Here is a 21384-nt window from a genome sequence, read left to right as displayed (position 1 = left end):
GATCTGAATTCATCATACCTCAACAATTTTGATCAAATTTGTCGTTCCCGATCTTCCGATCGGCACACCAGCGGACAACACCACCGTATCCCCCGGCTCCACAAACCCCTTCATCGCTGCGTTTCGTGTCACCGATTCAAACATCTCGTCTGTTGTTGTTACCTTCTCACCCAAATACGGAAACACACCTGAGTACAAACACAATTTAGGCAGCACCTCAGGGTTGGATGTGATTGCCAGGATAGGGGCCTTTGGACGATACTTTGATATCATTCTTGCAGTAAACCCGCTGCCTGTAGATGTAATAATCACCTTTGCTCCCAGCTCAAGTGATGCACTTACCGCACTTTGACTAATAACCTCGGTTATTTTGGTCGCATGCTGCTCTCTTTTCTTAAAGAATTCACTTCTATAATCAATCAGCGATTCAGCCTTCTTAGCTACGGCAGCCATGGTCCTAACTGATTCCACCGGATACTTCCCGGCTGCTGATTCTCCGGACAGCATCACAACATCGGCTCCCTGCAGAACAGCGTTTGATACATCACTGACTTCAGCACGGGTTGGACGAGGATTCACCTGCATGGAATCCAGCATATGGGTAGCCACAATGACAGGCTTGCCTGCCAAATTGCATTTTTGGATAAGCTCGATCTGAACCATCGGAACATCCTCAATCGGCACCTCGACACCCAAGTCACCACGAGCCACCATAATCCCGTCCGACGCTTCAATAATCTCATTGATCCGATCCACGCCCTCTTGGTTCTCGATTTTGGCATAGATCTGGACATGCTCGGCCTTGTTTTGTTTAAGAATTGACCTGATCTCCTCGATATCTGCTCCTTTGCGCACAAAGGACGCGGCAATCATCTCCACCTTATTCTCGAGCCCAAAAGCTATATGCTTCTTATCTCGCTCGGTTACCCCTGGCAGTGTCGTTTTAATTCCCGGAAGATTCACACCTTTTCTAGGCTTTAGTACTCCACCATTCAAGATTTTGCAGTGTATATCCGCTCCAGTAACCTCCATCACTTCAAGTCCAATCAGTCCGTCATCAATGAGTACGATGTTACCTGGTTTAACGACGAGATTCATCTCGGCATAATTCACACCAATACGTGTGGCATCTCCTAATATTTCTTCTGTTGTTAATATGAGCTGTTCCCCCGTCATGAGCTGGACAGAGGCTTCTTTTAATTTTCCGATACGAATCTCAGGTCCTTTGATATCAATCATAATCGGTACAAATGTGTTCATTTCCTCTGCAGCCTGCCGTACTCTCTTCATCCGCTGAACATGCTCATCTGGTTCACCATGTGCCATGTTCAGACGCGCCACGGTCATTCCTTGCTGAATCATTTGCTTTAGCAGTTCAATGGAGTCGCATGCCGGCCCCATCGTACAGATTATTTTTGTTTTAAGCATTCTTTCTCCTCACTTGTCGATAAGATTTAACCGTCAGGATCTGCCTCATATATGCAGTCTCCTCCCGTAACAAAATGGTTCCTTTGTGAAGTATGTGTTCTCTCTGAAAAAATCATGTATAGGGCGTTCCATTTAGACGTTCCATTTTTGGCCCCCTCTCTCCGGTTGCTTCGCAAAAGTCGTTCGGTTTCCAAAAATTTCACTCGGGTGGGAGAACTGTGTTCGGCTTCTCAGCGGGCGTTCCATTTTTGGCTCCTTCTCTCCGGTTGCTTCGCAAAAGTCGTTCAGGTTCCAAAAATTCCACTCGGGAGGGAGAAGCGAGTTCGTTTTCTTGGCGGGCGTTTTATTTTGGCCCGTTCTCTCTGGTTGCTTCGCAAAAGTCGTTCAGGTTCTAATAATTCCACTCGCGAGGGGAGAACGAGTTCGTCTCTCGGCGGACGTTTCATGTTTGGCTCCTTCTCTCCGGTTGCTTTGCAAAAGTCGTTCAGGTTCCAAAAATTCCACTCGGGAGGGAGAAGCGAGTTCGTTTTCTCGGCGGGCGTTCCATTTTTGAAAAAAACAAACATGACAAAGAACCGATACATTTACACCGCTGTATCGGTCTTTGTCATTAACGGTATTTAGATTACGTCAGTCAGTTGCTTTCTACTATGCTGATCAAGCGCTCTCCAATCGAGAATTTCACAGCGCTTACCGTTTATATCCGTTAATATCAATCGTCCCTCGCCAGGGTACTGTACATGCTCGTGTAAATTACGCATGGCCATGCGTGTTGGGCCTAGTGTCGTCTGCAGCTCCCAGACCCAGAGCTCTGATTTTTCTTTGACACTATCTACTCGGGTTACTCTCGGCAGGAAATATCGAAATTGCAGTTCTCTCCCCAATTCCTCTGCACTTTCATCATCCAGCTGACTTATATCCTCAATAATTCCGAGTTCATCTCCCTTCGCATTACGAATGGAAATATATTGAGAAGTGTACTTGAACGGAAAAGTTCGATAGATCAGAATTTCATCATACAGTGCGCCTTCTATAACTCCCTGTAAAACACCTCCCGGCCCGCGGCTGAACATGACATCCGCTGGCTGAAGAAAGTGAATATCGTAAGGATCTCGTTCCATTAACCCTCGACCCCCTTGATCTTCGACAATTCTTGCTGTGCATCAACGAGTTTGCGATAAGCTCCCTCTTCGATCGAGAGCAATTCTTCATGGGTTCCCACTTCAACGATTCTTCCTTTATCAAGTACGACCAAACGATCGGCATTTCGCAGCGTTGACAGACGATGTGCAATAGCAAACGTAGTTCTTCCCTGTATAAGTCTTGAAATGGCTTCTTGAATCTGACGCTCGGTTTCTGTATCTACGGAAGCCGTTGCTTCATCCAATATCAAAATGCGTGGGTCATGAATAATTGCCCGGGCAATAGCAACACGCTGCTTTTCTCCCCCAGACAGCCTATGCCCTCGTTCTCCGACACGGGTATCATAGCCATCCGGCAAACGAACAATGAAATCATGCGCATTAGCAATCTTAGCTGCCCGCATAATTTCAGCCGGCGAAGCATCCGGCTTGGAATAAGCAATGTTCTCCGCTATAGTTCCATCGAATAAGAATGTCTCTTGCAGCACAACCCCGATCTTATTCCGAAGATCAGTTTGACTAATCTCTGTTAGCGGAACTCCATCGATATAAAGGCTGCCTTCATCTGGATCATAGAAACGGCAAATCAGATTAATGAATGTCGATTTACCAGCTCCCGAATGTCCTACCAGCCCAATCATTTCCCCCGGCTGAACCTCCAGGCTCACCTTCTTCAGTACGGGATGATGCTTCTCATAGCCATAGGTTACTCCATTGAACTGGACATGTCCCTTCATGCTGCCAATATCACGCGGGTTCTGTGCATCAGGTACATCCGGTGTCGTATCAAGAATTTCGAATACTCGATCTGCAGCGGCCAGTGCATTACTGGACCAATTAATCATCTGGCTAACCCATTGCAGCGGACCAAACAGCATACCAAGGTAGGATATCAATGCCATGAGTACACCAAGCTGAAGCTCCCCTTGTATAACCGATGCTCCGCCGTAATACCAGATGAGCAGTGTCCCAATCCCAGCGATCAAGGAAAATAACGGGAACATTCCCTGCCACAAGCCCTCGATACGAATATTATGCTTCACGAGCTGTTCATTCACTTCACTATATCGGGATATCTCTGCCTTCTCTTGTCCAAAAGCTTTTACTACTCGTATCCCTTGAAGCGAGTCACCTACAATGACGTTCAGACGAAAAATCGATCTCCATTGCTGATACCAGCGCCGCCCGATCTTAGGCCATAGAGATAAGGACACAAACACCATCACAGGCATAGGAAGTAACGCAAAGAGCGTCAGCTTCCAGTCAAGTCCAAACATAATGGCGAAGATGGCAACCACTCGGAGAGATTCTCCAGTTACCCAGATAATACCGTCTGTCATGAATTGCCGCATTGCCTCCGAGTCACTGTTAACCCGGCCAATAAATTGCGAGGTTTGCCTCCGGTCAAAGAAGGACAGGGACAGCTTCATTAATGCGTGGTATATATCCTTCCGAATGTCTCCCATTAGTTTGGAGCCGACCCATACGCCCAGCAATCCGCGAACCGTTTGCATGACCGATGTAACGAGCATGGTTGCTCCTAGTCCGATAACCAGCCACAGTAACGAAGCGGATAATGAATCCGGTTTCAAAACATCGTCTATCATAATCTTCGTTAAATAAGGCGGGATGAGTTCAACGAGTGTAGTTAATACAAGTAAAATTCCGGCCACAATCATTCGTCCCTTATATGGCTTTGCGTACCGGAGCATACGAAGAAGTACTTTTCCATTATCCTTACAGACAGGACATGTCTGAGTTCCTTCCGCCAGTGGATGCTCGCAATTCGGGCAATAACGCGGAAGTTCTTTTTCCGAAGCAGTCGGCAGCTCTTCCTGCTGAATCACAGCACAGACAAGCTTAGCTGCGAAGCTATAGACCGCCGTAAGGGCGGCCGTATATCTCGCGATAACTACAGGACCTTTGGATGTATCCGCAATGAAGGAGCCGCCGCCAATTCCACTGACGGCTCGGGCTTCTGTCATTTGCTGTACCTCCAGCCTGCTTATATTGACTCCTTCCGGAGTCCAGACCGTGACCTCTTCCCTAGTGATCACGGTCCACTGTTCTCCGAAATGTCCATTGCGCAATAAATCTGTCCGTGCGCTGAATAACAATGGACCTTCAATTTGAATACTAATCGAGCTCGGAAGCCCTTGAACGATCGACAATGAAGGCACTCTCCCATCTAACCATCCTAGTTACCTGGACTTTACTACAATTTTGCGAATACTCTCACTTGATAGATGATATTTCTGCTCCAGCTCCGAAACAGACCATCCTTTGGAATAATATAGTGAAATTTCTGCATTACGCTGAGCTAGCTGCTTGCGGGCTCCGCTCTTTTCTCCCCAGCGTGCACGCTCTTCGGTAGCTTTTGGGATGTAGATGAGATCTCCTTGTATATACTTTTGAATCTCTTTCAATAAGCTAGGGGGAAGCGCATCTCTTCCATTTTTGTACATCACGATAAATATCCTCCTCAAATACGGTTCTCTGGCTACTCACATCATCACTTACAAAGACATTTAAAATCATGTTCGCATCTCCTTTCGTTCATTTTTGGTTGTTGTAACCTTCTCACGGAAACTATGCCCTCAAAAAAATAAAAAAACCCTGAACGTTTACAAATGTCCATAGGCAGTCCTCAACATTATTCATAGGCTAAAATTCACACAACACACAGTCCTTCTCACGATTCATTAAGAGTCACTTGTCATGATCGCGTATCGGTATAGAGGTACCTTGGCTTGAGCATATTCAGTTGTTCCTGTTGTTGAAGTTTAAGTGACGGCTGCATTGTACTTTCTCCTCTCTTCTTAAGATTAGATTCCGCCGGTTACTTAGCAAGTTAGCATGTGGCAAAATCTTCAATATGTAAAACTACACTTATTATAATGAAACCATTGTTATATAGGCAAGAAATAGTTTTTAAAATTTACAAATTTTATCACACAGGGTCAAAAAGATACGGTATGGATGAATAATGAGAGGAGGCATCAGCCTCCTCCCATGCTAAACGCACAACTTTCGCACTTAAGCGAAAGTCACCTCGCGCTCATTGATCAATTGGATCATCTCCTTTCCTTGTATTTCGTCGGCCCCGACAACTACATTATATAACCAGTAATTCGCACCAGGGTAGAGAAAGAAAAGTTATAACTAATCTTTACCGTAATCACATCTTAAGCCCTGATTTTATTAGATCGTCAATTTCACACCGCGAGATAACCGACAAGAAAGCGATTTCAATTAAATGAAGTCATATGCAATATTTCCATCCAGCTATCCTGATCTCCAAGCGTATGCTATATTTTTATCTGCTAAATTCAAGAAATTCAATTCGGTTGCCAAATGGATCATGAGTATAGAAGCGTGTGATGCCTTCTTCTGTACGTGCCTCATCATGGATAATGGTTATATTTTCCTTCGTCAGATGCTCCTTTAAAGCTTCTATATTGTGAACATGAAATGCAGGGTGGGCTTTAGAGGCAGGTGTAAAATCCTTCTGCACTCCAATATGTACTTCATGAATCCCACATTTAAACCAAATACCACCGCGTTTCTGTAATGGCTCCGGCTTAGGAATTTCAGTCCACCCTAGAATCTCTTTAAAGAAATGACGTGCTTCTGATTCACAGCCTTCCGGTGCAGCAAGCTGAACATGATCAAGACCAACAAACCTAAATGACATCGTCCTTTTCCTCCTCATGAACACTTTCTCGTTTCATTAGATGAAACTAAGTTTTAAATACTACCTTAATACCATTTTACCTAATTTGGAAGGAAAGAGCTATCGTGTTTTTTGTTCTGCAGGTATGTCTCTGAGTAAAGGGGAAATATTTCGGATTCCTTGTCGCTATAAGTTACTTTGTAGGCAATAATTCCAGGAAGCAAATCCGTAATCTCTTCTTCGCGCTGTGTACTTGTATCCAGTTCGAAGCTCCCCTCAATATTCAGTGTATCTTTAGGCTTGACTTTCGTATTGTAGATAAGAATCTGTGCTTTCGGTTCGACGAGTAGTGACTCCGCCTCCTCCGATAGAATGGGCTCCACTGAACGAATGATAAAGGATTTAGTACCATGGTTTATAATCTCTCCTGAGTAATACAGAAGAACCTTCTCTTGCGGCGTACCGTTAATTGTCTCCCCGGTCCCAGAGACTTGAATTCGAAATTCCTCAGCTCCGGCTTCAACTGAGAGCTTCGTCACGATCATCATGAATCCGGATATAACTAGAACTATGCCCATTAATTTTGAAAGCTGAATATTTGATCTCTTCACTTATATTCCCTCCATATGGATTCATCTAATATAAAAAAACGTCTGGGATGACCCAAACGTTTCCATTCTTCTGTACTCTTTTATGAATAACAATGTATTGGCTGATCAGGTAGATGTGACATTTCCAACGTTGTTCCAGAGAGAAGTGATGGTGGAGGAGGCTTCAACAAAGCCAAAGTGCCGTTCTATATTGGTTAGACTCGGTTCGTAAGCGTCCAAATAAAGGCAGGTGGTAGCATCCTTTGCGAGCACAACATGGTACCCTATCAAATGAGCCTCCCTAAGTGTGGATTCGACACAAGTATTCGTATTGATCCCAGCAGCAATAAGCGTCTTTACTCCCATACCCTTTAATACTCTTTTTAGTTCCGTATCCACAAAGGCATTATAACGATGCTTCCACACCAATACATCCTCTGTGCGAATATCGAGCTCCTGAATAAAATCGGCCCCCCAGGTTCCAGTCCGGCAGCTCGGAGGATGGCTTCTACCTATACGCCGCCTTATCCAGGCATCCTGTCCGTCGTTCAGCTGGTTGTGAGACATCCCAACCCATATGATGGTAATATCAGCCTGCCTCGCTTCCTTCACTAATTGACTAATTACGGGGACGATCCCACTGTACATGCTTGTATCATAGCCATACTGAGCGAATACACCTTTTTCATGAATAAAATCATTCTGCATATCGATAATCATGAGAGCTGTCTTTTCTTTCAATACATTAGTTAAGCTATACTCTGTATATTCGCTCATCTCATACCTCCGTCAGAATACCTTGAGATTGAAAGACCTCCCGTATCTCCCGAACATGCTCAAAAAATTTCGGATGCGTTCTTGTCTCCATACTACGCGGCCTTTCTAACTGAATTGAAATATCTTTTAAGATTGAGCCAGGTCTAGGTGACATCACGATGACCCGATCAGATAGGAAAACCGCCTCTTCAATGCTATGGGTAATAAAAATAATAGTACATTTATACTTCGTATAAATCTTTAACAGATCATACATCATCTGCTCACGAGTTAGTGCATCAAGCGCACCAAAAGGCTCGTCCATCATCAGTAACGATGGGTTCTGAATTAAAGCACGGCAGATCGATACTCTCTGCTTCATTCCTCCTGACAGCTCAAATGGATATTTGTCACCGAAACCATCAAGTCCAACCATGCTTAGCAGCTCGTTGGTTTTTCGTTTTTGCTCAGCCAGCTGTTTACGGTTCAATCTGTTCTCCAGTTCATAAGGCAGCAGGATGTTCCCCTGTACTGTCCTCCATTCCAGCAATAGATCCTTCTGAAAGACAACCGCATTCCCCGACTGCGGCCCATTCATCGTACTTCCATCCATCTCGATGGTGCCTCCTGTCGGTTGATCCAGACCTGCAAGTAGATTCATCAACGTGCTTTTTCCACAGCCACTCGGTCCCACAACAGAAACAAATGAAGATGACTCAATATTTAAACTGACCTTGCTCAGCGCTTGAACGACACCTGTACGCGTCTCGAATTTTTTCTCTACATTTTGAATTGCGATTGTTTTTCCAGCCATCTTATTCTCCTCCTCTGGCAGCTCTGTACCAAGGTATAGCTGCTCTTTCGATCCATCCGACCAAATTGTAAAAAATGAGTCCGATGACTGCCAGCATGACAACCACACAAAACTGCATCGTAATATCAAGATTGGCACTGGCAGCAAGCTGAAGATAGCCTAGCCCTCTGTCTGAGGAGACAAATTCCGCTACAACGGCTCCGACAACAGCCAGCGTAATTCCTACTTTGAAGCCTCCAAAGATGCTAGGAAGTGCCTTTGGCAGCCGGAAGTGCATAAACACCTGGAACGTACTGGCTTTCATGGACTGTGCAAGCATCAGCATCTCTTTCTCCGATGAACGCAGACCTACTACACTATTGACAATGATCGGAAAGAACGCGATGAGAAAAGCGATAATGACCTTTGTGACCATCCCAAATCCAAGCCAAGTAATCAAAAGCGGGGTAAGTGATATCATAGGCACGCACTGTAGACCAATCATGATTGGAAAAAACGACCTGGAAAAATATTTCGAATATACGATGATGATAGCGAACGGAACACCAAACCCAACCGATAAGGCAAACCCAGCTAGGATTTCGACTATGGTTATCCCGCTGTGCCTAAGCAATACTTGCCAATCCTGAGCCATACGTTCAACGATATTAAGCGGAGTTGGCAGTAAGTATTCTGGAATTCCGAACACCATGCAGCACAGCTGCCATAGAGCAAGAAGCGCAAATACGGTAAGCGATACGGACAGCAGAGACTTAAACTTCGCAGTATTACTCATTAGTCTTCTCCCCCTGCTTCCGCAGATTGGTCAGGAAGGTACTGATTCGTATAATACGTATCTACTTTCTCTCTATTCTTAATAAGGCCAGTCTCTTGCATAAGCAGTGTCATCTGCTCTAAATGCTCTGCATTGACATATCCATACGGCTTTCCATCAGGACGTACAGCCAGCTCTCCTGTTCTTACAATTTGTTCAGCTGTAATTTGTTCATCAACCACATCCGGAAATAATCGTTTGGATATAGCTGCTGCTTCTTCAGGATGCTCCATAGAATAGGCAAAGGCTTCATCCACTGCAATCAGAAATCGTTTTAACGTATTAGGATTCTCTTCAGCAAACTTATTGTTAGTAATAAGTGAGAGTCCCGATAGGTCAAAACCATAATCCGCTAAATAAAGCGGTACTAGCTCTTGACCTAGATTCTTCTCGAACAATGGATACTCATTTGTTGAGAATACCGCTATCGCATCTGCCTCTCTGTTCTGGAACAGCGTATTTCGTGCACCGGTTTCCACCATCATGTGCTCTACTTTTTTATAATCGGTGCCATTATACTCCAGAAATTTCTCATACACGCTGGTGAAGGTTGATCCAGATGAGGAAGCCAATGACTTTCCTTCTAAGTCCTTCGGTGAGCGAACTGGGTTATCCGGATAGGACAGCAGAATGATGGGTGAGCGAGTCATATAAGATGCAATCATTTTCACTGGCATCCCTTTCTCTATCCCCTGAACGGGCTCTACAGCTGAAGTTACCCCAATTTCTTCTTTATTTTGGGCAATCACCTGCAATACCGACACTGATCCAGATCCCTCCAACACATTCACGTTAAGTCCATACTTTTCAAATATGCCTTTTTCCTTGGCTACAAAAAATGGAGCAAATTCACCTTTAAATTTCCAATTTAGACGTAGTGTGAGTTCACTTTGTTCAGCTGGAGGCAAGTCAGTTCCAAGACCTGTACTTGAGCTGGCGTTCGCAGCTGTACTGGCTGTTTCGCGGACACCTTGATTTTGATTAGCACATCCCAAAGCTGTCAGCATAACCGTTACAAGCATGACGATCCAAATCTTTTTCATTTTTTCCACTCCCTCTCTTTTGTGTCAGGTTTATTGACATTGTTCTTTTACTTGATAAACACATGATAGCGAGATATACGATGCAAGCCTATGTCCTCAGTGCACAAGATCATGACTATGAACTTCAGCAGCACTTACAAAAATGGGGCATATATCTAGATGCGCTCTATTTGATAGGGCATAATGGTTAAAAACTCTATTGTTCAGGTCCGTTTTTACCTAGATTGAATTCATGACGTCATAAAATCTTACATTGGAGGAATGAAAATGGCACTAACACTGAAAAAAATTTTAAAGTTGCCGTTCTTCTACGGCGCTTCCGTTGTTGCCGGGGAGAACGGATTGGATTCAACCATTGAGTCCGTTAATGTCATGGTCAAACTTCCACATCAAGAGTCCGCTTCTCCTGACATTGCGACATGGCTGTGTAGAGGGCAGCTTCTATTCACCACAGAACATGTAATTTTAAGCAATCACCGTGTACTTACCGCATTCATTCATCAAATGTCCGAAGCTGGATGTGCAGGTATGATTATTAAAGCCAGTCACCACATCAGCCCACTTCCAAAAGCGATGCTCTCCGCTTCCTCAACCTTGCGAATGCCAATCGCTGTACTTCCTAATGAAAAGGGTCTCGGGGATATGATGAGTCAAGTCATGAGCATTTTACTGAATGAAAAGCAGGTTGAGCTTGAACGGACTTTTGAGATTCATCGTAAATTTTCCAAACTCTTCCTGAATGGTGCTACCATGTCAGACATCGCCCAGACACTGACAAGCGTAGTTCATCATCCAATTCTGATTACGAACAGCAAGCGGACCATGGTCGGATGGTCGGCTTCTGCTCGCTCCTGGGCAGTATCTGAGGAGTTTCGCGAAGAACTACTTCAATTCATTGTGAATCAGAGCCCTACTGAAAACAGCCTATCGTACTATAAAACAACAAGCGGAGAACGGCTCGGAGTGTATCCCATTCATTCTTCTGGAAATTTAAAGGGCTACATTATTGTCATGCATACGGATGAAACGTTAAAAACATTGCTGATGCCTCTGGAACAAGCTGCTCAGGTCATTGCTCTTGAGAGCGTCAAGCAAGCTGCTCTAATGGAGGGGTCAAACCGGCTTAGAGAAGAATTTTTCAGTGAGTTATTAGATAACGGTTATACATCAGTACAGGAGATTATGAAACGCGGCGAGAAATATGGATTACAATCAAATGGCACCTATTGGGTCGCTGTTTGCCAAGTTGACTCTTCATTGGACGGACGGATTTCCTTTCCTTTTAATAGCAGGGGTTATGAGTACCTGCAAGAGCAGATTCAGGCCTACCTTGATGCTAAACACATGAATGCCATAACAACCGTCAAAGGAGATCATATTGTCATCATTCTGACTTCTAATGATCTGTCGGTTTCACAGCAAGAGGGACGATTGATTCAATTGCTGCAGAGTGCACTCTCCCATCTTCGAAAAAGCAATGACCATCACCTCTTCTCCATTGGACTCAGCAATCATGCCGATCAGCTTGACCGATTGGCCAGGGCTTATCAGGAAGCTGTCCTGGCATTAAAACATGCAAATGACAGTCATAGCTCCACTTCAGTACATGCTTACCGAGTTCAGCAGGTTCCTGATCTGATTCGGATGCTGCCTTATCATAAATTAAGGGAGTTTTGCGGCAGTATTCTCAAATCGATTGCTTTTCCGAAATCAGATGAAAATATAGAACTATTGCAGACACTCGATGTGTACTTACAGCAAAACTGCAATGTCAAAGAGACGGCAAGGGTGCTCTTCCTGCACCGCAATACCGTCTTCTATCGATTAAATAAATGTGAATCCCTTCTTCAGCTTTCATTTAAAGATCCTGTGGACCTCCTCAAGCTGCAAATGGCCGTCATGATTCATCACATTCTTAAATCTCATGAAATTCAAGCTGAACATACTTTGTCCTGAACAATTTGAGGGAGAGGCACGTGGGATAATAACTCGCGTGCCTCATGTGTTTCAAATACGACGGATACATTAAGCTCATGATAAGAAGAAGCCGATAGCGGATCAGCCGGGCCTCTTCGAATCATATCTAATAGAGCAAGCTGTTCCTCAGGCTCATAAAACCGCTGCACGTAAGCCAGAAGCTGCGCATAGCCGAGCATGTTGCCTCCTCCAAGTGGATTGAATAGATCTCCCATATTGTCACTTCCAAGTCCTACTGGAATTCCTGCTTTCAAGAGCTCTTTCGTTCTTGTAATGGGTCTTGTTGCTACTGCTGTAGGACACACTGTAACATGAAGCTTGGCATTTGCCATAAGCTCTATCGTTTTTGCCGCTTTAAGATCGGGTACAGTCGCCAGAGAATTGCAATGAATGGCATAGATCTTATCTCCACATTCCTGCTCTAAGGCTTGCTCTGCAAGAAAGGGCAGAAGAAAGTCCTCCGGCTTCCCACTCTCATCTGTATGGAATTCTAACCAGGGAACATCAAATTGCTCAGCCATCGCCATCATTTTTCTAATGTGTAATTTACCATCTACATCAACTAGCGTATGTCCGCCAAGCCCCATCCTCCCCATAGTGAGTGCTTCCTGCAGCAGTTTCTCTGTCTCTGGGTACCGATCAAAGCCTTCCTGATTAAAAGCTGTAATGTCAATAACGATGTGCTTGGCAAATGCTTGTTGCAGCTCAAGCATAGCCTCTATTCCTTTCAAGCCGACAACCGGATCTACATCTACATGTGTTCTTACATAAGTCGTTCCATAACGAATCATCTGAAGAAGCGCCTTCTCAGCGCGGTCATATATATCCATTTTAGTAAACTCAGCTTTTTTCTCCCTCGTCCATCCGCCACGAATGCTCGCGGGAGCATCCACATAGACTACCTCGGGAACGAGCATCCCCTTATCCAGATGTGTATGCGCATTAGCAAATCCTTTACATTTCCAGATCTCACTCATCATTCCTCATCCCCTCTGGCTTCAGCGATAACTGCGATTAGATTAGCTCCACGCGGGCCCTGATGCTCTGAACCGGCTGAGCACAATATGGCTGCATCATTAACAACGCTTGCCACAACCGCATGAGCCACTGATTTGGCAACGACTCCTGCATGCATGCTTAGTGCATCGGTGTGAATGGTGTGACGCTGTCCTCTAATATGAGGCAAAGCATCCGCACCGGCATTTACAAATATTTGCCGAATCCTCCCCTGCTCCTTGGGTGATAGCAAAGGATCAACGGCCATATCCAGAGATGCGAAGACACGATAAAGTCCTCTGAGATCAAATCCGTCCTCCATCATGCCAGATGCGATTACAAGTGAACTGTCTGCCCCGTCTCTGTTACCCATCACAATTACACGAATGGCTGTCTGTTCTCCGCCTGCGGAGACAGAGGTTTTGACTGTATATAAACGATGGTCCCCATTGATCGCTTCATCCGTAATCTTTTCCCGATCGACCTCCCCTAAAGCTACCGCAGAGCCGAGTGCAGAAGAAGCTTTGGATCGAACCCCTCCTTCCCCCCAGGGACACTTGATTTCAACACAGTGCACGTCACCAAGATCTGTGATTCCTGCGTCTCTGATTGCATCACGTACCGCTTCTGCTGCCAGATCCACTTGAACGCAAGTGCCGATTTCTTCCGGAAGAAGCGTTCGACTTGAAGCTACGCCGAATACCCATCGTTTGCTTCCCGCTCTTGAATCAGACAGATGATGATCGTTTCTCAAAAATACGGTATAATGCGGACTCATATAACCGCCAGTCTTACCAATCATCATCATCGGAATTTCTTCAAAAATAGCATCATGGGTTTTGCTTAAATATTTGGACAATAACACTTGGAAAGCAAGTGTACTATATCCTCTTGCATAATTATCTCCTTCTGTTTGAGCTATGATGGCTTTGATATGAGCGGCCTTGATTTGGCCGGACTCAAGTTGTTCCTCTAGTTCACTTACATCTCCTGGGTGCTTCATTGTAAATTTCATTAGTTCATAACTCATTTCTATCTTCCTTCCCTGCAAATTTTTTAAGCATCTGTCCGTTTGATTGTTCTTGAAACGAAATTTACGAGAGGCATAAAACCATCTATTCGACATTCGACATGATCACCCTCACGAATAATACAGGCTCCGGGAGTTCCCGTCATGATGATATCTCCGGGAAGAAGCGTCATGTGCTCGGAATGAAAAGATACTACATGTGCAGGTGTGTACCTCATTAGGCCAGCCTTTTTTCGTGCTTCAACCTGTCCATTTCTTATCGTCGCAATCTGGATCTCCGCAAACGGATCGACCTCATCCGGTGTTAGCAGCTCAGAACCCAGACTGAAGAAAGTATCGAAGCTTTTGGAGCGAGTTAAGAATCGGGGGTTTTTTTGATGTATATCATCTGCACCAATATCAAGCACGGCAACATAGCCTGCAATACAGCCAGCCGCGATCTCTTCGGACACATGACTGCAAGCTTTGCCAATAACGATCGCAAGCTCTGCCTCTGCGATGACTCGCTCAGATTGCTCTGGAAGCCGAATATCGTCCGCGGGACCAATTAAGCTGGTGCTTGGTTTGAAAAATCCTACAGGTTCCTCACGTTCTTTTTGATTCCTGAACGCAGTAAGTTCTTCATAACTGGAGGTATAGTTAAAGCCTATTCCATATATTTTTCCAGGATTACGATACAAGGGAGCAAAATAAATCTCATCCGGGGAAGCCATTTCGAGACCTGGTAATTCATTAATAAAAGATCTGCTTATGATCCAGCTATTCAGCTCATCAAGCCTTTCTTCTCTCAGCAAGGACATCATATCTGTAGGCCAATCCGTCTTGTAGATTCGATTCATCATCTCTATTGAAATGACACCTTGCTGAGCTTGAATGCCAGCCTGCTCTTTTCCATTCTGAATAAAGCTCACATATTTCATCGAATGTGCTCCTTTCGGGGAACCAGCTTCAGCTCAGATTCGATATTAGCGATAAGCCGCAAGAGATCCATATCCCGGCCCGGTCCAGCAATAAATGATAAGCCGAAAGGATATCCCTGAGCCTCCATCCATGGAACGTTAACTTGGGGTAACCCGCCTATTCCAGCTACACAGCATAGCTGCATTGTGCTAATTCTTATCTGTTCTGCTTCCTTACCCGTGAGTCCAATTTCAGGGGCTATGCTCGGAGTTGTCGGCACAATTAGCACCGTATTCTTTTGCAGCTTCTCATGAAGAAATGCTCGAACTTGCTTGATATCTTCCCGTGCCAACCCGGCATCTTGAGCTTGTATTCCTTCGGCCCATTTAAAACGCTCGCGAACAGCAGCTCCAAATCGCGGGTTTACTTCCTCGATCCAAGGTCCGTGTGTTCTCCATATCTCATATCCCTGTAATGTACGAAAGGCTCGAACCCAATCCATTAGCTCGAATTGCATCCCTTCGGTTATCGCTTCTTCATCACAATTCAGTGCCGAGCGTAGTTGCCCAAATCTCACACCCAATTCTTCTTGTACTTGCTCGTCTACCAGATCCCACATATCCGTTGCCCATACAAACCTAAGCTCGTCTCGATCATTTTCTCGAGCATCACCTTTAAATAACGTCTTTCCCACTTTCAGCATGGTCTCTATTTCGTTTGCCATCCAGCCCGGCGTATCAAAACTAGGGGCTAGAGGGACGACTCCAGTCAATGACAGGCATCCCCATGTAGGCCGAATACCGTATACTCCGCAATAGCTGGAAGGAACTCGAACAGATCCCGCTGTATCTGTTCCTAACGCAAAATGAACCATCTCAGCAGCAACCGACACAGCAGACCCGCTTGACGACCCTCCTGGAATACGGCCTTGTGCCTTAGGATTAACCGGAGTACCCCAATGTTCATTCTCGCCGTTCAGTCCGAACATGAGCTCGTCCGTATGTGTTGCACCTACGAGTTGAGCTCCCTCTTCCAATATTCGTAACAGGATGGGTGCATAATTCTTGGCTGGATGATGTGTACGTTGAAAGTCAGGATTTCCAGCACTGCTCACATGATTTTGAATATCATAGACGTCCTTCACTGCAAATCGAAGACCTTTCAGACTTCCCCCTATTTCATGAACCGAAATGTCTCCCATACTTTTCACGAATGCTCCCCAACGATCCATCCATTTGTACTCCTCTCTCCTTAGATTTACTTTATTTTAGAAGAGCTGCGCTGTATTCACATTGGCACCTGTGACTAAATTTGATATCCGATTTTTAGAAGCAGCGACTATTGTGAAGACAACGCAAAAAAGGACCTGCAAGCATGCAGATCCTTCTTGTTCTTATCATCAATGTTCAACTGTATGATCAATACCAATCATCTTCTATCCTCCGGCAGCACTTGACTGCTTAACTCGGGTGGTGGATACGTGATGCTTGGTATCCTTCGTTCTAATCGGTGAATATGAAACAGACGCAGCTGAAGCTGCAGGCTTCGGTAATGGTAATAGTATAACATCGGTCTTGACCGGCTTCGGCTGTAAGGTCTCCCTCTCATATTCGGGCCGCTGCTTCTTAGCTGCTGCTTGAGTAATCAGAGTTATGAACTTACTTGCAATCCATACCGCAAGCACCGTATACAGCGTTTCTTTGAGCGGCATAAAGAGTAGTGATAATAGAAGTACCATCCCGTCAAAAATAAAGAACACCGATCCGATCTTCATTCGGCTCCACTTGCTGACGAGCACTGCCAGAATGTCATCTCCGCCTGTCGCGCTTCCACTCGCAATAACGATCCCTGCTCCGACTCCGGTTAGAATACCAGATATAAGGGCCGCTGCCAGCAGACTTCCCTGGAGATCAATGACGAGAGGTGAATACCGTTCGCACCATTCATAAAATAAGGAGAAAGATAAAGCTCCCAGCATGGCTTTGAGCATATACTTTCGGCCCATGAAATACCACGCAATCAGAATGACTGGAATATCCAGCAGCAAGCTGGTAAGTGCAGGAGACCAACCGGCGACATAACTGCCAAGCAGGGCTAATCCTACAAATCCGCCTTCCGACAAATGGTTCACATAGTTGATGTGATAAAAAGCAAACGCCATCAGCATCGTCCCAAAAAGCATCATTCCGATACTTTTCAGCTCATTCAAGTTAAAAATCGATCTTACGGCCTCAGTTACTGCCGTCTTTTTTCTGTTTTCGAATGAAACAGGTTGTTCTTGAGTTGTTACAGCCGTCTTATTCCAAAACAGAAGTTTTTGCTTTGTCCTCATACAGATTCCCTCGCATTGTTTGTAGTTTGGTCAGAAACAGACCGAAACTAATGCGTAAGGAAAGCTGAGAGGAGTTCATCCTTCGAATATTCATTTGGCTTACCTCTCCCTACGCATAGTTGGTCATTTAACTAGTGACTTTTACTAATCGCGTAAGGGAAGCTACGTATACGAGGAATCGTTTCGTTTCCAAATTGTCCTTTGGGGCTTCATCCTTCGGGGACTCATGGTATCCAGATCCTTTCTGTTAGTAATCATATATTCGTGCATAGAGTCAGTTCTTTAATATATGATTAAACTCATTATAACATACCAGAAACGGTGCCTGCTTGGTAATTTATACTCACTTTATTACATGCATCATGTCCACTTCATGTAACGGCGAATAGACTATTAATAATCATAGTATCGTCTTTAGTCGCATAACTCTAGTTCTTACGTCTCTTTCTTCAGAATGTGATGCTTTTCGGTTCGTCAAATTCGGGTAAATGGTATAATATAGAAAAAGATCTTAAAAAACCATATCCCGTAAGCGAGGCGGAGCGGACTATGAAGACGATAAAGCCTAGAGCGTTCATCGGATGTTCCCTTGAAGCGAAGCCTATTGCCGCAGCTGTACATGAGAATTTAAGGTATGCTGCTGAAGTCACTCCATGGTATGCCGGCGTATTTAACCCTAGCAGCTATACGATGGAGGATTTGGAGGAGCAGGTTCGAAGCAGTGATTTCGCCATTTTTATTTTCCACCCGGATGACATCACCAGTATTCGAGGAAAAATGTACGCCACGGTACGGGACAATACCCTGTTTGAAATGGGTCTTTTTATGAGCCGATTGGGAAGAGGACGCATATTCTTTATATTACCTGAGCATGTTAACGAGCTGGATAGCAGTAAAGATATCGAAGGCATGCGAATGCCCAGTGATCTTCTTGGTCTAGGTTCCCTGACTTATGAGATTCGTTCAGATAGCAACTGGGCACCCGCTGTATCGGTAGCCTGTCACAAAATTGCAGACATGATGGAAAGATTAGGCCCTTGGTCGGATATGTATTTAACAGAGAAAGTGAATAAAGTAAAGCAGGAGGAAGAGAATAAACGCATTCAGCTGCTGAAGCTGCTTCGTTTCTTTCGTGAACTGCTGCGTTCCCGCAAAATTGATGATCAAATGCTGCATCGTATGAGTGATACACTGCGAACGGCTTTTGTATCTCGGCCTCACTTTCTCGTACGCGGTACCACGGTGCACCGGGTATCTCTATCCGGATATATTGAGCAGGTAGCCGGAAATGTCGGTGAGATCGGGAGGCGTTACCCTATGAATATCAATGATGGCAAAACGCCGGATGATCCCAGTCGAATTCTTGTCGTTGATGCGTACAAGGAGAACAAAATTAAGGTGAATCTGTACGATGATTATCTTGAGAAAGAGTATATGCTGTGCTATCCTGTAGCAAGTGGTTATGTATTTACCGTGCATCTTGTTGGACACCTTGAGGCAGGTGATGATCTATTCCAGCAAATTGACCGCGATAATCGCCAACTATTTAGTGCTATTCACGACCTGTTAGGAGGAGAGTTGGGATGAAACCAATCAGACAGAGGCTCACCAAAAAAAGAGGAGCCCCCAAGGTACGTCTGAGTGCCGCCCGCGAAACAACCGGATCTGTACCGGAAGGTGACAGCGGCAACAGTTTCAAGAAGCCCGAGGTGCCCATTGTCACGCTTGGCCCTTCCTTGAAAGGCAAGGAACGCCCGTACAAGGTCATATTAGAGAAGGACGCACTCTACGATAAACCGCAATATATGGCATAAATCCTATTAATCCAGGCAGCATCGATCATCATTGATCGATGCTGCCTTTCTCTTATCCATTGTGCATTAGCTGCATGTATTCTCCGGTGGTGCTGTAAGCTCTACCTTAATTCGGTCAGGATCTTCAAAATATACAGCGTAATGCCGCTCTCCTCCCGCATAAGGGTGAAGATGCTCGTACAAGATCGGGACTCCTCTATCCCTCATCTGACGGGTAAGCGAATCGACCTGCGCTCTTGATTCGGCGTGAAAAGCAAGATGATTAAGCCCCACTCTGCATCTGTGATACGGGACATCAAGGAATCGGTCCTCAGCCTGCACAAATACAAGATAAGCCGCTCCAAATCTCCAGCTTATTCCCTTCTCCCATTTCTGATACTGCTCATATCCCAGCTCCGTTAGAAGCCATCCCCAGAATGCAGTGCTTCTCTCCAAATCAGAGACATAGATCTCTAGATGATGAATCATCGCTTCATCAAACCCCTCTCCCCATCCGTATGTATGCAATTTCCACTTGTCAGACCGCATAAACAGATCTTATATTGAATATAATATTACAGGAACGTATGTTCTGTAAATATAATTCAAAGCATAGTATGAAACGGATTCAACTACATATCAGTAAGGAAGTGAACGGGATGTCTACATCATCCACCGCCCCGGTCCCCAGTGAAGCAGATCATTTGCTGGTCAAAAAATATATGATGCACATTCTCATGCTGGATGTGCTTGAACAGGACATTCATACCATACAGCATGTTTCTTTGCATATGCCTCAGCTGTATGTCCATCATTTAACCCGCATCCAGATGGATGTAACCCGAAATTTGACGGATATCCGGATACAGATGCGTAGAGGCGGGATCCGCATTTACGAGGAGAACAAGCTGAGGGAAGGATTTGAAATGCGCTACCTGTGCCGGGGATATCACCGGCGCCTATATTTACTGTGGACCTTCTGCAAGACCGAAGTCATGAAGGAAATGAGCGAACGGCTGGGCATTGACCTGACGGAGCTGTCTTGACGGAGCAGTCTTTCTGTTCGTATGATATTAGAAGATATATATTCCTACTGAAATAATAGGATATTAACTAAAGGGGACTTTCACATGCATGATCAAAATCATTCTGCCGTGCCGAAATCAGGCAATCGCCTCGTTGTAAACAATGTAACCGAATTGATCGGGAACACTCCGGTCGTCAGGCTGAATCGTCTACCGAAAGCCGGTCATGCTGATGTATACGTCAAGCTCGAATACTTCAATCCCAGCGGCAGTGTGAAGGATCGTGCCGCAGCCAATCTGATCAGACAGGCGGAACTCCGCGGCCTTCTTCAGCCTGGCGCAACCATTATAGAGCCTACCAGCGGAAACACAGGCATCGGTCTGGCTATGAACGCCGCAGCCAAAGGGTACAAAGCAATTCTAGTCATGCCTGATAACATGAGCAAAGAACGAATTAACATACTCAAGGCGTACGGCGCAGAGGTTGTACTTACTCCTGCTGCCGAGCGTATGCCTGGAGCGATTCAAAAAGCGCTGGAGCTTAAAGAAGCCCTACCGGGGAGCTTCATCCCGCAGCAATTTGAGAATCAAGCCAATCCGGATGCTCACCGAACGACAACAGCACTCGAAATCATGACCCAGATGGACGGGAAATTAGATGCTTTTGTAGCGACTTCGGGAACCGGCGGAACCATTACAGGAACCGGCGAAGAGCTCCGCCGTCAGATTCCAGACATTCGGATCTATGCAGTTGAACCTGCAGGATCCCCCGTATTGTCCGGCGGTGAGCCTGGCCCTCATAAACTGGTCGGGACGAGCCCCGGGTTTATTCCTTCCATCGTCAACACCCATGTGTGGGATGAGATTATTCAAGTAACGGACGAGGATGCTCTAGATATCATGCGGCGACTGGCCGCTGAGGAAGGACTTCTGCTCGGACCGTCTTCCGGCGCATCGGTGTGGGCCGGGCTGCAGATCGCCAAGCAGCTGGGAGCTGATCACAAAGTGCTCTGTATCGCACCGGATACAGGCGAACGCTACCTCAGCACAGGTTTTTTTGATAAGTAGGAA

Annotated in this window: 21 protein-coding genes; 5 read left to right on the top strand and 16 right to left on the bottom strand. The window is 45.3% G+C overall.

The window, feature by feature from the left end:
- Nucleotides 1-12 precede the first annotated feature (12 nt).
- The 10 genes from pyk to BLW49_RS15800 all read right to left on the bottom strand — a co-directional run bounded on the left by pyk (nucleotide 13) and on the right by BLW49_RS15800 (nucleotide 10260).
- On the bottom strand, nucleotides 13-1428 hold the full coding sequence (gene pyk / locus BLW49_RS15850; RefSeq protein ID WP_076313125.1) for a pyruvate kinase: 1416 nt from the start codon (nucleotides 1426-1428) through the stop codon (nucleotides 13-15).
- Nucleotides 1429-2048: 620 nt separating this feature from the next.
- On the bottom strand, nucleotides 2049-2549 hold the full coding sequence (locus tag BLW49_RS15840) for a DUF1854 domain-containing protein (protein WP_090725481.1): 501 nt from the start codon (nucleotides 2547-2549) through the stop codon (nucleotides 2049-2051).
- Nucleotides 2549-4750, bottom strand: a complete 2202-nt coding sequence (locus BLW49_RS15835) for an ABC transporter ATP-binding protein (RefSeq protein ID WP_256209771.1) — start codon at nucleotides 4748-4750, stop codon at nucleotides 2549-2551. Before BLW49_RS15835 ends, BLW49_RS15840 begins: the two co-directional genes overlap by 1 nt.
- Before the next feature lie 21 nt (nucleotides 4751-4771).
- A complete protein-coding gene (locus BLW49_RS15830) occupies nucleotides 4772-5035 on the bottom strand; it encodes a CD3324 family protein (RefSeq protein ID WP_285849985.1) in 264 nt (87 codons plus the stop codon).
- A gap of 851 nt (nucleotides 5036-5886) precedes the next feature.
- Nucleotides 5887-6264 (bottom strand): VOC family protein, encoded by a 378-nt coding sequence (locus BLW49_RS15825; protein ID WP_076313128.1) that lies wholly within the window; start codon nucleotides 6262-6264, stop codon nucleotides 5887-5889.
- Between the two features lie 80 nt (nucleotides 6265-6344).
- Nucleotides 6345-6854 (bottom strand): hypothetical protein, encoded by a 510-nt coding sequence (locus BLW49_RS15820; RefSeq protein WP_090725478.1) that lies wholly within the window; start codon nucleotides 6852-6854, stop codon nucleotides 6345-6347.
- A gap of 105 nt (nucleotides 6855-6959) precedes the next feature.
- Entirely contained in the window at nucleotides 6960-7610 is a 651-nt protein-coding gene (locus BLW49_RS15815) for a cysteine hydrolase family protein (RefSeq protein WP_090725477.1), read from the bottom strand.
- Between the two features lies 1 nt (nucleotide 7611).
- Nucleotides 7612-8403: an ABC transporter ATP-binding protein gene (locus tag BLW49_RS15810; protein WP_090725475.1), complete on the bottom strand. Its 792-nt coding sequence runs from the start codon at nucleotides 8401-8403 to the stop codon at nucleotides 7612-7614.
- Between the two features lies 1 nt (nucleotide 8404).
- Nucleotides 8405-9178: an ABC transporter permease gene (locus tag BLW49_RS15805; RefSeq protein WP_090725474.1), complete on the bottom strand. Its 774-nt coding sequence runs from the start codon at nucleotides 9176-9178 to the stop codon at nucleotides 8405-8407.
- Nucleotides 9178-10260, bottom strand: coding sequence for an ABC transporter substrate-binding protein (locus BLW49_RS15800; protein ID WP_090725472.1), 1083 nt, complete (start codon nucleotides 10258-10260; stop codon nucleotides 9178-9180). Before BLW49_RS15800 ends, BLW49_RS15805 begins: the two co-directional genes overlap by 1 nt.
- A gap of 267 nt (nucleotides 10261-10527) precedes the next feature.
- Between BLW49_RS15800 and BLW49_RS15795 the strand changes: the two genes are divergently transcribed.
- Entirely contained in the window at nucleotides 10528-12216 is a 1689-nt protein-coding gene (locus BLW49_RS15795) for a PucR family transcriptional regulator (RefSeq protein ID WP_177178752.1), read from the top strand.
- Here the strand turns inward: BLW49_RS15795 and BLW49_RS15790 are convergent.
- The 5 genes from BLW49_RS15790 to BLW49_RS15770 all read right to left on the bottom strand — a co-directional run bounded on the left by BLW49_RS15790 (nucleotide 12192) and on the right by BLW49_RS15770 (nucleotide 17495).
- Complete coding sequence (locus BLW49_RS15790; RefSeq protein ID WP_256209770.1) at nucleotides 12192-13217, bottom strand: amidohydrolase family protein; 1026 nt, start codon at nucleotides 13215-13217, stop codon at nucleotides 12192-12194. The genes BLW49_RS15795 and BLW49_RS15790 overlap by 25 nt on opposite strands.
- Complete coding sequence (locus BLW49_RS15785; protein WP_076313134.1) at nucleotides 13214-14263, bottom strand: ring-opening amidohydrolase; 1050 nt, start codon at nucleotides 14261-14263, stop codon at nucleotides 13214-13216. Before BLW49_RS15785 ends, BLW49_RS15790 begins: the two co-directional genes overlap by 4 nt.
- 26 nt (nucleotides 14264-14289) lie before the next feature.
- Nucleotides 14290-15183 (bottom strand): fumarylacetoacetate hydrolase family protein, encoded by an 894-nt coding sequence (locus BLW49_RS15780; RefSeq protein ID WP_090725468.1) that lies wholly within the window; start codon nucleotides 15181-15183, stop codon nucleotides 14290-14292.
- Nucleotides 15180-16394, bottom strand: a complete 1215-nt coding sequence (locus BLW49_RS15775) for an amidase (RefSeq protein ID WP_090725466.1) — start codon at nucleotides 16392-16394, stop codon at nucleotides 15180-15182. Before BLW49_RS15775 ends, BLW49_RS15780 begins: the two co-directional genes overlap by 4 nt.
- 204 nt (nucleotides 16395-16598) lie before the next feature.
- Nucleotides 16599-17495 (bottom strand): YitT family protein, encoded by an 897-nt coding sequence (locus tag BLW49_RS15770; RefSeq protein ID WP_076313137.1) that lies wholly within the window; start codon nucleotides 17493-17495, stop codon nucleotides 16599-16601.
- A gap of 549 nt (nucleotides 17496-18044) precedes the next feature.
- Between BLW49_RS15770 and BLW49_RS15765 the strand changes: the two genes are divergently transcribed.
- Both BLW49_RS15765 and BLW49_RS15760 read left to right on the top strand, forming a co-directional pair.
- Entirely contained in the window at nucleotides 18045-19082 is a 1038-nt protein-coding gene (locus BLW49_RS15765; RefSeq protein ID WP_177178751.1) for a nucleotide-binding protein, read from the top strand.
- Nucleotides 19079-19309, top strand: coding sequence for a hypothetical protein (locus BLW49_RS15760; protein WP_047910985.1), 231 nt, complete (start codon nucleotides 19079-19081; stop codon nucleotides 19307-19309). The genes BLW49_RS15765 and BLW49_RS15760 overlap by 4 nt, the downstream gene beginning before the upstream one ends.
- Nucleotides 19310-19375: 66 nt before the next feature.
- On the opposite strand, the gene BLW49_RS15755 is transcribed toward BLW49_RS15760, so the two are convergent.
- On the bottom strand, nucleotides 19376-19777 hold the full coding sequence (locus tag BLW49_RS15755; protein ID WP_090725539.1) for a VOC family protein: 402 nt from the start codon (nucleotides 19775-19777) through the stop codon (nucleotides 19376-19378).
- A 170-nt stretch (nucleotides 19778-19947) separates the two neighbouring features.
- Here BLW49_RS15755 and BLW49_RS15750 point away from each other — a divergent pair, with 170 nt between their 5' ends.
- Complete coding sequence (locus BLW49_RS15750; RefSeq protein WP_052511816.1) at nucleotides 19948-20334, top strand: YhjD family protein; 387 nt, start codon at nucleotides 19948-19950, stop codon at nucleotides 20332-20334.
- Nucleotides 20335-20418: 84 nt separating this feature from the next.
- Nucleotides 20419-21381: a cysteine synthase A gene (gene cysK / locus BLW49_RS15745; RefSeq protein WP_090725463.1), complete on the top strand. Its 963-nt coding sequence runs from the start codon at nucleotides 20419-20421 to the stop codon at nucleotides 21379-21381.
- Nucleotides 21382-21384: the final 3 nt, after the last annotated feature.

Source organism: Paenibacillus sp. PDC88, from assembly GCF_900106725.1.
GTDB classification, from domain to species: domain Bacteria; phylum Bacillota; class Bacilli; order Paenibacillales; family Paenibacillaceae; genus Paenibacillus; species Paenibacillus shunpengii.
The sequence above is the reverse complement of the archived record's forward strand: the minus strand, read 5'-3'. Positions and strand labels throughout refer to the sequence as shown.